General features: G+C 47.5%; 12 protein-coding genes. 11 read left to right on the top strand and 1 reads right to left on the bottom strand.

What is annotated here, in order from left to right; all coding sequences use genetic code 11:
• Window positions 1–646 precede the first annotated feature (646 nt).
• The 10 genes from ald (at window position 647) to ACESPQ_RS20385 (ending at window position 12,352) form a co-directional block, all read left to right on the top strand.
• Window positions 647–1,756 (top strand): alanine dehydrogenase, encoded by a 1,110-nt coding sequence (gene ald / locus ACESPQ_RS20340; RefSeq protein WP_257270629.1) that lies wholly within the window; start codon window positions 647–649, stop codon window positions 1,754–1,756.
• A gap of 404 nt (window positions 1,757–2,160) precedes the next feature.
• Window positions 2,161–2,610 (top strand): potassium channel family protein, encoded by a 450-nt coding sequence (locus ACESPQ_RS20345; protein ID WP_002608527.1) that lies wholly within the window; start codon window positions 2,161–2,163, stop codon window positions 2,608–2,610.
• On the top strand, window positions 2,607–3,278 hold the full coding sequence (locus ACESPQ_RS20350) for a potassium channel family protein (protein WP_002608528.1): 672 nt from the start codon (window positions 2,607–2,609) through the stop codon (window positions 3,276–3,278). Before ACESPQ_RS20345 ends, ACESPQ_RS20350 begins: the two co-directional genes overlap by 4 nt.
• Window positions 3,275–4,777 carry a TrkH family potassium uptake protein gene (locus ACESPQ_RS20355; protein ID WP_109771547.1) on the top strand — a complete coding sequence of 501 codons (1,503 nt, stop codon included), beginning with the start codon at window positions 3,275–3,277 and terminating at the stop codon, window positions 4,775–4,777. Before ACESPQ_RS20350 ends, ACESPQ_RS20355 begins: the two co-directional genes overlap by 4 nt.
• A gap of 35 nt (window positions 4,778–4,812) precedes the next feature.
• Entirely contained in the window at window positions 4,813–6,321 is a 1,509-nt protein-coding gene (locus tag ACESPQ_RS20360; protein ID WP_233108959.1) for a DUF4118 domain-containing protein, read from the top strand.
• Window positions 6,314–6,997 (top strand): response regulator, encoded by a 684-nt coding sequence (locus ACESPQ_RS20365; RefSeq protein ID WP_002608531.1) that lies wholly within the window; start codon window positions 6,314–6,316, stop codon window positions 6,995–6,997. Before ACESPQ_RS20360 ends, ACESPQ_RS20365 begins: the two co-directional genes overlap by 8 nt.
• Before the next feature lie 757 nt (window positions 6,998–7,754).
• Entirely contained in the window at window positions 7,755–9,473 is a 1,719-nt protein-coding gene (gene kdpA / locus ACESPQ_RS20370; RefSeq protein ID WP_074747975.1) for a potassium-transporting ATPase subunit KdpA, read from the top strand.
• 18 nt (window positions 9,474–9,491) lie between these two features.
• Window positions 9,492–11,549, top strand: a complete 2,058-nt coding sequence (gene kdpB, locus ACESPQ_RS20375; protein WP_373144850.1) for a potassium-transporting ATPase subunit KdpB — start codon at window positions 9,492–9,494, stop codon at window positions 11,547–11,549.
• 11 nt (window positions 11,550–11,560) lie between these two features.
• Window positions 11,561–12,136, top strand: coding sequence for a potassium-transporting ATPase subunit C (locus ACESPQ_RS20380; RefSeq protein WP_002608534.1), 576 nt, complete (start codon window positions 11,561–11,563; stop codon window positions 12,134–12,136).
• A gap of 93 nt (window positions 12,137–12,229) precedes the next feature.
• Window positions 12,230–12,352, top strand: coding sequence for a hypothetical protein (locus tag ACESPQ_RS20385; RefSeq protein WP_009587526.1), 123 nt, complete (start codon window positions 12,230–12,232; stop codon window positions 12,350–12,352).
• A 241-nt stretch (window positions 12,353–12,593) separates the two neighbouring features.
• On the opposite strand, the gene ACESPQ_RS20390 is transcribed toward ACESPQ_RS20385, so the two are convergent.
• Window positions 12,594–13,661, bottom strand: coding sequence for an FUSC family protein (locus tag ACESPQ_RS20390; protein ID WP_109771546.1), 1,068 nt, complete (start codon window positions 13,659–13,661; stop codon window positions 12,594–12,596).
• A gap of 156 nt (window positions 13,662–13,817) precedes the next feature.
• Between ACESPQ_RS20390 and ACESPQ_RS20395 the strand changes: the two genes are divergently transcribed.
• Window positions 13,818–14,255: a MarR family winged helix-turn-helix transcriptional regulator gene (locus ACESPQ_RS20395; RefSeq protein ID WP_002608537.1), complete on the top strand. Its 438-nt coding sequence runs from the start codon at window positions 13,818–13,820 to the stop codon at window positions 14,253–14,255.
• Window positions 14,256–14,670: the final 415 nt, after the last annotated feature.

Raw genomic sequence — 14,670 nt, forward strand, 5'->3', positions numbered from 1 at the left:
CGAGAGCGATGGAGTAGAGGTACGGTGAACGTACCAGTTACGTGTATCTGAACACGAACAAAAAGTTTTGATGAATGTGCAAGCATTCATTGGAAGCCGCTTGCTCTATAGCTGGCGGTAGTTCACTCAGCAGATAATCTCGATCAAAAGCAATGGGATAAACGAAGTCTGGGAAATGCTGAAAACATCGAAGTAAAGAAGAATATTGTCGATATCGCAATGCAGCTGTCTCTGTAGCTTGCAAGTGAGTAAACGTGGTTGTTAAATGGAATGTAATAATGACTAATTGCTGTACATCATATTTATATATCCTAGCGGTCAACACTCTTTCATAGCTTTCATCATTTAGCTGTCAGATAGATATGCAGTTATCTGTTTTTCCTTCGATTGATGATGTTTGTGAGAAAGGCGTGGCAAAGATAACTGCGGCGTCCTCCTTTTAAAGGCAGTAGCTGTTATTGATGTAGAATTCATAAAACACGTATACATAACACTGTTAATGAAGTAAAAACAGTATGAGAAAAAGGGTGGTCATTTTTACAATTTATGAAAAATGTTACAGAAAACTTTGTGATTCAGGAAGACTGAGCATGGAAACCTTTACCAAAAAGTGTTATAATGAAGCACATAAGGAGTGTGAATCATTATGAAGATTGGAATCCCTAAAGAAATAAAAAACAATGAAAATCGTGTATCCTGTACACCTGCGGGTGTATTTGCATTGTGCAAGGCTGGACATGAGGTGTATGTGGAAACAAATGCCGGAGCAGGAAGCGGCTTTTTGGATAAGGAATATGAAGAGGCCGGTGCACAGATCAAAGCGGCCGATGAAGTATTTGCTTTGGCTGATCTGATTGTGAAGGTCAAGGAATATCTGCCACAGGAATATCATTATCTGCGTGAGAATCAGCTGGTTTTCACGTATCTGCATATCGCGAATGATGAAGCCTTTGCGAACGCATTGCTGGAATCAAAGACAACCTCCATTGCCTATGAAACAGTACGTGACAAAAAAGGCGGACTTCCGCTGCTGACACCGATGAGTGAGGTAGCGGGGCGCATGGCGGTTCAGGTCGGAGCAACAATGCTGCAGAAAAACAACGGAGGACGCGGGTTGCTGCTGGGGGGAGTTCCCGGTGTATTCCCTGCCGAGGTTGTGGTGATCGGCGGAGGTACCGTTGGTCTCAATGCGGCAAAGATTGCCTGCGGCTTAGGCGCAATCGTAACAATCTTCGATATCAGTGCCGATCGTATGGGCTATATTGATGATATTTCCGGAGGAACGATTCATACAGCCTACAATAATGAATATAATCTGCGCAGAGCGCTGCGCACAGCGGACCTCGTTATCGGGGCAGTGCTTGTACCGGGCGCAAAGGCACCGAAAATTGTGACCGAGGATATGGTCAAAACAATGAAGCCTGGAAGTGCGATCGTCGATGTGGCGATTGATCAGGGTGGATGCATTGAAACAAGCGATCATATCACAACACACGATGATCCGTATTTTGAACGCTATGGTGTTATGCATTATTCTGTGGCTAATATGCCGGGTGCGGTACCTCGTACCTCAACGATGGCTCTTTCCAATGCAACGCTGCCGTATATCTTAAAGCTTGCGGAAAAGGGTGTGGATGCTTTGAAGGAGGATGCAGGCTTCCTTGCTGGATTGAATACATGCAAGGGGCATATCACCTGTCAGGGAGTCAGTGATGCTCTGCAGCTGCCGTATGCTGCTCCCATGGAGCTGCTGTAGGCACAGAAAGGATAAAACAAGTATCATGCATGTTGAGAATGGCTTTGCTTAAGGCTGTTCGTCAGCCTTCCTTATCAGATACAGATGGCATAAGAATTCAAATCAGGTGGGATTTGGATTCTTTTTTTATTTGGGGAGGAAAGGACAGTATGTATTGTTTCATGAATTTCTATCGTAAATTGCATTGCACTTCTTTAAAAAAGTTAACAATTTCCATATGTATGCTGTTCTCTATATGATTCCTTAACAGAAAAGCTGCAAAATCTTTATATTCTTAACGGAAATACCATCACTCTTAATGCAGTCTTTATACGTTCTTAACATTGGCTGCGGTTTGCTTACACTGTCTTTATATGCAACCTGTTACTATAGGGGTGGGAAGAAAAAGGTAAGAGGTGTTTATTATGTTTACAAGAAATCAATTAAGAAATCAGAAGGTGCTGGTTGCAGGCTGTGGAAGATTTGGAGCCTGCCTGGCTGCGGCATTGAGTGAGGCGGGGTATGATATACTGGTGATAGATAAACAAAAAAGTGCCTTCAGGCGTCTTTCTGACAGCTTTCAGGGCTTTGAAATCGAAGGGGATGCTGCGGATGTGAATGTGCTGGAAGCCTGTGATATCAGCCATTGCAATATTGTGCTGGTGGCAACGGACAATGACAATACCAACTGCATGATTGCCCAGATTGCCGCAACGATTTATCATATTGAGCAGGTGTATATCCGATTGAATGATCCCGACAAGGAAAAGCTGCTGGAGCAGACCTCCATTCGAGCAATTTATCCTGCACGGCTTTCCGTACAGGAATTTGAACAAATCAGCCATATCGCATTAAAAGGAGCTGCTGTTTTATGAAAATCGTTGTAGCCGGAGGACGCAGCAAGGCGGATTTTTTAATCGGATCTTTGCTGGAAAAGAAGCACGAGGTAACGGTAATCAACGATGAGGAAGCATATTGCCGGTATCTTTCTGAAAAATATAATATCCCGGTCGTTGTGGGAAATCCCTGCAAGCGGTATGTGCTGGAGGAGGCGGAAATCGATCATGCGGACATTCTCATAGCACTTCGCCCCGGTGATCCGGATAATCTGGCAATCTGTCAGACTGCAAAAAAAATATTCCATGTGAAACGGGCAGTGGCAACCGTTTCCAATCCCAGAAATGTTTCTGTCTTCAAAAAGCTCGGTGTAAATACGGCCATATCCGCAACGTATACGATTGCAAAGATTATTGAACAGGCAAGCACCATCGAGAATCTGGTCAATTCACTGTCCATAGAGCAGGAAAATATCGTGTTGAGCGAGCTGCTGCTGACCGGAAAGTGTGCGGTAGTAAACAAAAAGCTGAAGGAGCTGACCCTGCCAAAAAACGTTATCATCTGCTGTATCCTGCGCAATGTGGATATGATCGTACCAAATGGGGAAACCGTGCTGCAGGAGCATGACAAGCTGCTGCTTCTTTGCCCCACTGCTTTGCAGGAGCGTGTGCTCGATATGTTGACAGCGCAAGGGTTGGCATCATGAAAGAAAGGCTGCTACTGAAACAGCATGAGGTAACCGGATTTGGGCTGATGCTGGGCTATATCGGGGTTCTGCTGATGCTGATTGGAGGCATTGTACTGCTGCCGCTGCTCACGTTATTATGGTACCCAGAGGAGGCGTACGAGGCGAAGTACTTCATACTGCCCGGTATCGGAAGCATTCTGCTTGGCTATCTGCTATTCTATAATATCCGGGGAAGAGAAACAGGACGGCTGCAGCGCAATCAGGACGCCGTTATCGTTGTGACCTGCTGGATTCTGGCAATCATGATCTGTGCATTGCCCTTTCTGTTGAGTGGTAACTATACGTTCACGCAGGCGGTTTTTGAAACAACCAGTGCCTGGAGCACCACGGGATTGAGCGTTGTTGATGTGGAGCATACCTCCCACCTGTTTCTGATGCACCGCAGCACCATTCTGTTTTTCGGAGGTATCGGACTTGTGCTGGTCATGCTTTCCGTCTTATCCGACACGTATGGCATGCGCCTGTATGCGGCTGAGGGTCACAATGACCGCCTTCTTCCCAACCTGTTAAAATCCGCACGCATCATACTGACGATGTATCTGTGTTACATCCTGTCCGGAGTCGCATTGTATTGTCTGTTTGGTATGCCGCTGTTTGATGCACTGATTCATTCCATCGGAGCCTTATCAACGGGCGGCTTCTCCTCACATGCACAGAGTATCGGATATTATGATAATATCTGGATTGAAATGATTACAATCGTATTGATGCTGCTTGGCAATATCAATTTTCTGGCGCATTTGTTTCTGATTCGCGGTAAGCTGAGAAATTTCTTTCAGTATTGTGAAATTCGTTTTTCCTTTCTTGTGATTGCACTGGCTGTACCGGTTTTTGGATTCCTGTTATGCGCGGGTATGGGGACCGCCCTGCCGCATGCGCTGCGAACTGCATTGTTTCAAGTCGTATCCGCATTAACGACAACCGGCTTTCAAACGGTGGACACGTTTGTGACGCTGCCCTCCGCAGCCCTGCTTTTATTGATTGTACTGCAGCTGATCGGTGGAGGCATCGGATCAACTGCAGGCGGAATCAAGCAGTATCGCATCTATGCGCTATGCAAGGGCATCTGGTGGAATATAGAAAGTCAACTGCGTTGCGGAAATGTGATTCGTTCCCATAAAATCAACCGTGTTGATAAAAAGGAGGCTATCAGTCCTACCGAGCTTTCGCAAATGGGGCTGTATGTAGTGCTGTATTTCTGTTTGTTTCTTCTGGGAAGCTTTATCCTGTGCTGCTATGGTCATCCGCTTGCATACAGCATGTTTGAATTCTCCAGTGCACTTGGCACCGTTGGACTTTCCGCTGGCATCATGACCTGTGATGCACCTTCTCTTGTCCTGTGGACAGGAACGATTGGGATGTTTATCGGCAGGCTGGAAATCTATGTTGTACTGCTTGCGGCAGCAAGGCTGGGAAAAGATATCTGCAGCTGTGTAAGGCGTAGGAAAACGGCATGAAATCTGCTATAATTGGAACGGAAAAGAGGGGTCTGATGAAAAACAGTCATATATGGAAAAATCTGTGTATTACGACAGTGATACTGTTTCTCTGCACACTGGTATCCTTTGTCTTTGATGATATAGAAATACGCACCGAAAACATCATGCTGATCTATCTGATCGGGGTACTGCTGATCGTTGTGGAAACCGGAAGCTTTCTGTGGGGCATCACCTCCAGCCTGCTGAGTATTCTTACCTTTAATTACCTGTTTACCAATCCGACATTTTCATTGCAAATTGACGATTTCAATTATATTATCACGATTATCGTGTTCCTGATCGTATCCTTTGTGACGGGCTCTCTTGTCAATAAGCTGCAGCAGCATGCCCATAAGGCCAGAAGCAGTGCACGTCAAACCAGTGCCTTATATGAAATTACGAGAGCCTATCTAACCCTGTCCGGTGTGGATACGATTCTGCAGCATACGATTCGCTCACTGTATACTGCCCAGCAGACCATCTGTACCGTTTACTATACAGATGGGGAAGCCTTAAAGAAAATACGGGAGCCAATGGATACAGCTGCTGAGCCGGATGACGGTATGGCGGCGTGGTGTATGGAAAAGGACTGCGACTGCGGCAGGGGAACCTCCTTTTATGAAGAACAGGCCTGGACCTATCATCCCATGCACTGCAACAACCAGCTGATGGGTGTGTATGCGCTGTATGAGGAAACCTCCCTGCGTGAGGAACAGCGTCTGTTTGTTCATACGCTGATTTCACAGATGATGATGGCAGTGGAACGGGAGATGCTGTATGCGGAGCAGGAGCAAAGCAGGGTCGAAATAGAAAAGGAAAAGCTTCGCAACAATCTTCTGCGCAGTATCTCCCATGATCTTCGCACCCCCCTGACCGGTATTGCAGGAAGCAGTACGCTGATCTGTGAAAATTATCAGGATCTGGATGATGATACCATCTATCATCTGGTGAAATCCATCAGCAGTGATGCCCTGTGGCTCAATCAGCTGGTGGAGAATCTATTGAATATGACAAGGATTCAGGATGGAAAGCTGCTGCTGAAACAGCAGGAGGAGGTTGTGGATGATATCATCTGTGAGGCCGTATCGCGATGTGAAAGCAGAAAGCGGGAGCATACGCTGAAGGTGACGCTGCCGGATGAGGTTTTGCTTGTGGAAATGGATGGACGGCTGATCATACAGGTGCTGGTCAATATGATTGATAATGCCATCAAGCATACACCGGATGCGACAATGATCGATATTCGCTGCTATAAGGACCACGGCTGGGCGGTGTTTGAAGTCATTGATCAGGGAGAAGGCATTGATGAATCCATCCGCGAGCATCTATTTGAAAGCTTTGTGACCACCAAGAGTGAGTGCAGCGATTCCAGACGCGGAGTGGGTCTTGGCTTGACCATATGCAAAAGCATTGTAGAGGCACACCACGGTGAAATCTTTGCCTATAACCGTAAGGATGTGCAGGGTGCAGTGTTCGGCTTTCAGCTGAAGCTGGCCACAGAAAGGAAGGAATACCATGCATGATAAAATATTGCTGATTGAGGATGATGCCAGCATTATCCGATTTCTAAGCCTGTCTCTGGATAAGAACGGATATAAGGTGATAGAGGCACGAAACGGCATTGAGGGAATTTCATTATTCATGAGCGATAATCCGGATTTGATTCTGCTGGATCTGGGACTGCCGGATATTGACGGCAGCGAGGTGCTGCGTCAGATTCGTTCCCAAAGTGAGGTGCCGATTCTGGTAGTATCTGCCAGAGGGCAGGAAAGGGAAAAGGTGGAGGCACTGGATCTGGGGGCGGATGATTATGTTACCAAGCCCTTTCATATCAATGAGCTGCTTGCCAGAGTACGGGTGGCACTGCGTAAGAAAACACCGCGTGTTGTTAAGGAAAAGGTGTTTGTGCTGGATGGTCTGCGGGTGGATTTTGAAAAATACAAGGTCTATGTGGAGGACCGGGAAGTGCATCTGACACCAATCGAGTTTAAGCTTCTGGTGTTACTGATTGAGCATGCGGGCAAGGTGCTGACCCACAGCTTTATCATCCGTAATATCTGGGGGTACAGCTCCTGTGAGGATTCACAATCCCTGCGTGTCTTTATGGCAAATATCCGCAGAAAAATTGAAAAGGACAGCTCACATCCCCGCTATATACTGACAGAGGTAGGCGTAGGATATCGTTTTGTCGATGAATGACCGGTACAAACCGGTTTTTTCATTTCATAAGCATCCCGCTAAAACAGATGGCAATGTGCCATATCAGAGGACGTTGTAAAACTCCATGCACATGTTCGAGCTGTGCAATTACCTATTGATGCAGGGACTATGCAAAACTCATAAAAAAACGTATTGTGCAATGAAATATGCAAAGCAATGACCATACGGAGGGCCGCACAAAGCTAACGCTGTATCATTATGCACCTTACAGCAGTATGCAGCACACGAAACTGCATGGCATATAAAGACCATTTCTAAACCGCCTTCTTATCCGTGAGGGTATTTCCCACACATCTTCCACATCATGAAGAGAGATTGCATTTACAGCAAGGTTCTTTCTCGATTGTGGGGAAACCTAACATAGGGAGACTTCCATACGATTGTAGTTATCAATAGAAGCTGAAGTCTCCCTTTTGCAAACACCCTAAAGTGAGAAAGAACCTACAGCAAGCAACCCTCTTTTTATCTATCTTTCTCCAATCGCATCCCCTCTTGTTCCTGCCCTTTTCATTTTGCTTGAGCGGATTGTCAGGCGCAATCGCTTTCATAAAAAATCCTTACAGCTTCTTAACATTCGCCCCTTGTTCTTTACACCTGCTTTATATGGGATTCGCTATAATGGAACTCGTTAAGAAAGGAAGGGTTTGGATATGGAAATGATCGTTATCTTGTTTTATGGCGTTGCCATTGTCCTGTTAGCATATTTGTTTTACATGCTGTTTAAGGGTGAATCCATATGAACAGCGCATTGATTTTGCAGGATGTCGTTTATGTCGTGGCACTGCTTGCCATCGGATATCCGCTTGGCTGTTATATCTACAAGATTTATAACGGGGAGCGTGTAGCTCTCATGCGGATTTTTGCACCGCTGGAGCAGCTGCTGTACCGTGTGATGGGAGTCGATGAAGAACAGCAGATGCATGCGAAAAAATACGCATCCAGCGTTCTGTGGTTTTCGCTTTTCGGTTTTCTGATCGTTATGGGGCTGCATCTGGTACAGGCATGGCTGCCGCTGAATCCGGAGCAGCTGGAAAACACTAGTGTGCATCTTGCCTACAACACAGCCGCAAGCTTTGTATCCAATACAAACTGGCAGGCATATTCGGGAGAAACCACACTGTCCTATCTGACGCAGATGGCAGGACTTACCGTACAGAACTTTGTATCTGCGGCTACTGGAATCGCTGTTTTGTTTGTCCTGTGCAGAGGCTTTGTGCGCAGGGAAACAAAAAATCTTGGAAACTTCTGGAGTGATCTTGTAAAGATTACACTGTACATTCTGCTGCCTCTGTCTGTCGTGGTATGTCTGATCCTGGTCAGTCAGGGGGTTGTACAGACACTGGATCCGTATGCATCCTATACGACACTGGAAGGAACACAGGGTGTGTTGCCGCTGGGACCTGCGGCCAGTCAGATTGCCATCAAGCAGCTGGGCACCAACGGCGGCGGCTTCTTCGGTGTCAATTCGGCATTCCCGTATGAAAATGCAACACCGCTGTCCAATATTATTGAAGCGCTCTGCTTACTGCTGATACCGGCTGCTCTGTGCTTCACCTTTGGAAAAGCGGTCAAGGATACCCGGCAGGGAAAGACGATTCTTATTGTTATGACGGTAATCTTTGTCGCTGCACTGGTGGGCCTGAGCTGTGCGGAAATCTTCGGTGCCCCATCGTGGGATAGCGTAGCATCTCTTGGCGGAAGCATGGAGGGAAAGGAAACCCGCTTCGGTGTCGGCGGAAGCTCTTTGTGGGCTGCGGCAACAACTGCCGCAAGCAATGGCTCGGTCAATGCAATGCATGATTCTCTGACTCCCCTTGGCGGCATGATCACCATGTTTCTAATGCAGCTGGGCGAGGTCGTTTTTGGCGGTGTGGGCTGCGGCTTGTACGGCATGCTGGCCTTTGCCCTTTTAACGGTGTTCATGGCCGGGCTGATGGTCGGACGCACACCGGAATACATCGGCAAGAAGATCAATGCCTTCGACATGAAGATGGTCTGCATCATTATTCTGGTACCGCCGCTGTGTCTGCTGCTGGCAACCGCAATCACCACCCTTTTCCCGGCAGCACAGCAGCTGCAGGCTGACGGCGGGTGGCTGAGCAACACCGGAAGTCACGGCTTTTCTGAAATCCTGTATGCCTACACCTCCATGGCGGGGAACAACGGAAGTGCCTTTGCCGGCTTCCAAGCCAATACGGTGCTCACCAATGTGATGGGTGGTACGGTGATGCTGCTGGTACGCTTTCTTCCCATGGTTGCGGTTATCTATCTGGCGCAGAGTCTGGCCAGCAAGAAATATGTACCGGCCGGTTCGGGTACACTTGCGACAACATCCCCGCTGTTTGTCGGATTTCTGATTGTGATTGTGCTGATTGTCGGAGCGCTGACATTTTTACCGGTGCTGGCGCTTGGCCCGCTTGCGGAATTCTTTACGCAGCTGCATGTACTCGGTTGAAAGGGCAGGTGATATGCTATGAAGCAGGTAAATAAACAGGCAGTATACAGGGATTCCATACTGCAGGCATTAAAAAAGCTGGCACCCGCTGTTCAGGTGCATAATCCGGTTATGTTTATCGTATATATCGGGGCAATCTTTACTACCATATTGTTCATTGCCAATATCGCGGGGATAACGGATGAACCGTCCTGGTATGTATTCGTTATCGCGCTGATTTTATGGTTCACCGTGCTGTTTGCCAATTTTGCGGAGGCAATCGCAGAGGGCAGAGGACGGGCACAGGCGGAAAGCTTGAAAAAGTCAAGGAAGCAGGTAATTGCACATAAGCTCTCAAGCATTGCAGAGAAAGAAGCATATACCGATGTATCCTCCTCTGAATTGCAGGTGGGTGATATCTGCTATGTAAAAACAGGAGAAATAATACCGATGGACGGGGAAGTGATAGAGGGGATTGCTTCTGTCGACGAATCGGCAATTACCGGAGAAAGCGCACCGGTAATACGGGAATCCGGAGGTGATCGCAGTGCGGTGACAGGAGGCACTACCGTTGTCAGTGACTGGATCGTACTGCGGGTTACTGCCGCAAGCGGTGCGTCCTTTCTGGATAAGATGATTGCCATGGTTGAGGGAGCGGCACGAAAAAAGACGCCCAACGAAATCGCTTTGCAGATTCTGTTGATCACTTTGACCATCATCTTTCTGATGGTTTGCGCAACGCTGCTTCCGATTTCCCGGTATGTGAGAGATATGGTGGGACAGGGATCGGCAGTATCCCTGAGCAATGTGGTTGCCCTGCTGGTGTGTCTTGCCCCGACAACGATCGGTGCCCTGCTGTCCAGTATCGGCATTGCCGGCATGTCCAGACTGAATCAGGCAAATGTACTGGCAATGAGCGGACGTGCCATTGAAGCAGCCGGTGATGTGGATGTACTGCTGCTGGATAAAACCGGTACGATAACGCTGGGAAACCGGCAGGCAGTTGCCTTTCGGCCCGTACAGGGGGTGCAGGAGCAGGAGCTTGCGGAAGCAGCTCAGCTTTCCTCTCTGGCGGATGAAACTGCTGAGGGAAGAAGTATCGTTGTACTCGCAAAAAAGAAATTCAATATCCGTGAGCATTCCATGCAGCAGCTTCATGCCAGATTTATCGAATTCTCCGCAAGAACCCGCATGTCCGGCATTGATATGGACGGCGGTATGGAAATTCGCAAGGGTGCGGCAGATGCGATCAGAAGATACGTGGAGGCCGGTGGGAACACATATCCGAAGGAGTGTGAAGAAGCGGTTCAATCCATAGCCGAGCAGGGGGGAACACCGTTGGTTGTCGCTAAAAACCATAGGGTGCTCGGTGTTATCTATCTGAAGGATATCGTAAAGGACGGTATACAGGAAAATTTTGAAGCGCTGCGCAAAAGCGGTATCAAAACGATTATGATAACCGGGGATAATCCGATGACCGCCGCAGCCATTGCAGCGGAAGCAGGCGTGGACGATTTTGTCGCTGAGGCAACACCGGAAACCAAGCTGGAGCTGATTCGGGAATATCAAAGAAAGGGGCACTTAGTTGCTATGACCGGGGATGGGACAAATGATGCACCGGCCCTTGCACAGGCGGATGTCGCTGTGGCGATGAATTCCGGTACACAGGCAGCGAAGGAAGCAGGCAATATGGTGGATCTGGACTCCAGCCCGACCAAGCTGATTGAGGTTGTTCGCATCGGAAAACAGCTGCTGATGACACGCGGGGCACTGACCACATTTTCCATTGCCAATGATGTAGCGAAGTATTTCGCCATCATACCGGTGCTGTTTATGGGAATCTTTCCAAATCTGGCGGCTCTGAATATCATGCATCTGACAAGCACGACTACGGCGATTCTTTCAGCAATTATCTACAATGCCTTTATCATCATAGCATTGATTCCCTTATCCCTGCGCGGCGTGAAATATCGGGAGCTTCCGGCGGATAAACAGCTGCGGCACAATTTGATGATATATGGTGTCGGAGGAATTATCCTGCCATTTATCGTTATCAAGCTGATTGACATGGCACTTACCATGTGCGGCATTGCTTAGGAGGTAGAAAGATGAAAAAAGGAAAAAAGACATGGATCGCAGCATTGCTCTGTATGTTGTCGATGACGCTCATTTGCGGATTGCTCTATCCGCTGGTCATGACTGTCTCGGCATCGCTGCTCTTTCCCGAACAGGCCAATGGCAGCCAGCTTACGGTGACAAGGAATGGCAAAACACAGAATGTGGGATCCGCCCTGATCGGACAGTCCTGGACAAAGCCGGAGTATCTGATCGGACGACCAAACAGCGGCGCACCGACAAACCGCAGTGCTGTTTCCGACGAGCAGCAGCAGGCGGTTGCTGATTCTGTGGCATGGTGGCATGCATTTGATCCTCAAACCAGGGGAAAGGATATACCGGAGGATCTGGTAACGGCATCCGGCAGCGGTGTCGATCCGGAAATCAGTCCGCAGGCTGCCTATTTTCAGGTGGAGCGCATTGCCCGTGTACGAAAGATATCACAACAGAGTGTTCGCAAGATTATCGACAAATACACCACAGGCAAAACCTTCGGATTTCTGGGAGAGGAACGCGTCAATGTGTTAAAGGTCAATCTGGAGCTGGATGGTTATACGATCAGTGAGTAAAGGTATTTGCATCATCTTAACATCACCTCCTATCTGCTAACGGCACATTAACCTGACCGCTGTTAGAATATAGGTGTAAGGAAGGTGATGGATATGTTGAGTACCATCGATATCGTAATCAGTGCGGGAGGTATTCTGCTTGCGGCTGGTCTGCTGTATGCAGCCTACCGTCTTATGAAATCTGCCGTTGATACCAAGCAGTGCCATATGCACTGAAGTAAGACATTTTAAACAAAGCAACAACGATGTAAAGGAACCCTGGCGGTACCTGTAAAAGTAGCGTGTAAGCACACAGTGTGCTACATGCTCTAGCAGGTACCTTTTTTTATAGAAATCTGCTGCAGCTGAAAAACAGCACGGATAAAAGAAAGCGCCCGCATCTTGTCGAGGAACAGAGAAAACCCTACTTGTTCATTTCATTTTATACTGAAAAAAGCACCTGATCGTATCGGTGCGTTCATTCACCGTACGTACAGGTGCTGATTGAAAACAGTGCTGCGGTTTCCCTGTTTTTTGGATGATCATCTGCCATGGCGGTATGCACGCTCCATCGCTGTATACGGTGCACCTTTCGCGCTGTACCTGCAAGCATGTAAATCACGATTACGATCACGATGCCCAATACAAGGCAGAACAACCGGTTTTCGATGGCTGTTTTGGTGTCCAGAATGACAAGGGATGCATTCAAGGCTGAAATGGCATTGATTACCTGCTTGTATTTGTATTCCGGTAGAAAGAAGCCGATATAACCCAGAAGCATGATGACCAGCATTGCATACTGCTGAGGAATCAGCAGCTGGAAAAAAACAAAGAACAGCACGATCCCGGCCAGTGTACCGATGAAACGGTGGCGTATCCTTTCCAGTGTTTCGGAAAATTCCAGCTGTGTCAGGGACATCACGACGATGCTGATCCATAACGGCTTGGAAAGCTGGAGGATGGAGGCAATGAGCATGGCAAGCGATATTCCCAGCGACATGCGAAGAATATAGCTGCGATGCACCCTACTGCGCTGAAACTGCTTTTTCAGGGTACAGCCGTTTCTGCCGATGCCCTTTCGTTTCCAGTTCAGGACGATACAGCCGCAGATCAGCAGTGCTCCAAAGCTCACGCATGCCAGGCGTGCAGGAAACTGCGTCCAGGGAACATAGGTGGATTGTGAAAATACAAAGCAGAGCAGAAAGGAGATGTTCGCCTTCATTTCCATTGGCTCACTGATGAGTGCCAGCAACAAAACGAGAAACCAGAAATTGATGAGGAAAGCGAGAGCGGGGTGCAGCAATGCACTCTGCGCAGCGATTCCCCCGCCGATATACAGCAGCAGAACAATGCAGCACATAGCGCCGGGGCGTATATGCAGCTCGCTGTTGGGTAGCATGGTGAAGCCTACGGACAGGGCTACGGCAGTCAGCGTATTCTCCGCATGAAACATCATTTGAAACAAAAAGATAAAGCCGACATTGATAACAAACCGAAAAGCATTGTAGAGCGCTTCTTTAGCAAAGGACATACTGATTTTGCGCATGATATCACTCCTTTTTCTACCTTTTCTTGCTTTTTTACAAAGTTTCCGTTATGATGTGCATATAGTAAATACCAATGAATAGTACATAATTATGTACTAAGTGTATTGTATCTGTTTTTGAAAATATGTCAATACCAAACGAAGGAGGATAACACCATGAACCACACGACTTCCATGCAGGAACTGATTCGATTGCTGCCGCACTGGCACTATAAAGTAGAGCGCAGCATCCGCCGGCAACAGAAATCAAGACAGATCAGCTATGAAACTTATTTCTGTCTGATGACGCTGAAAAACTGCGGACAAATGAAAATGGGAGAGCTCGCAAAGGCAATGCGTCTCAGCAAGCAGCAGGCTACCCACATGATCGACAGTCTGCATCGCTATGGTCTTGTGGAACGAAGTGAAAATCCCGGCGACCGGCGAAGCATCTATATAGGAATCACAGCACAGGGCTTTCGCTTTCTAAAGGAAAATGCGCTGGATGCCACAGCATTATATGAACAGATGCTGCAGAAGCTCAGCGACAGGGAAATCGCAGCTTTTGAACAAGCCGTCCATACCATGCTGGAGGTACTTACAAAGCTGGATTAGCAGGTAAGTGCTGAATACAAATAGTTGCAGCGCAGCATTTCCATATAGAATAGAAACCGGTTACTTTATGAAGCTATATCAAAATGGGGAAAGGAAGCTGATCACCGGTGTAAACCATCATTCGCTTCCTTCTGCATGGGCTGAGGCATTTCAAGTAAGAAGCCTTTAGCCACAATGAAAAGTAAAATGCTGTTTCAGAGCTGAAAAAAAGCGTGTAAAACGCAGGCGATCGTTAAAGCAAAAGAAAAAAGACGCTTCATGATTTCAAGTTCTTTCTAATTTAGGGTGTTTGCGGACAGAGGAAATTCAGCTTCCATTGATAAAAGTGTTGAATCTCCTGTTTAAAGTTACCCAAATCGATTAAGAACCGATAGCAGATGAAACGCCTTTTTTTAATGCTGCTTGATAAATCGAA

Source organism: Clostridium sp. HGF2 (genome assembly GCF_964240115.1).
GTDB lineage: Bacteria > Bacillota_I > Bacilli_A > Erysipelotrichales > Erysipelotrichaceae > Clostridium_AQ > Clostridium_AQ innocuum.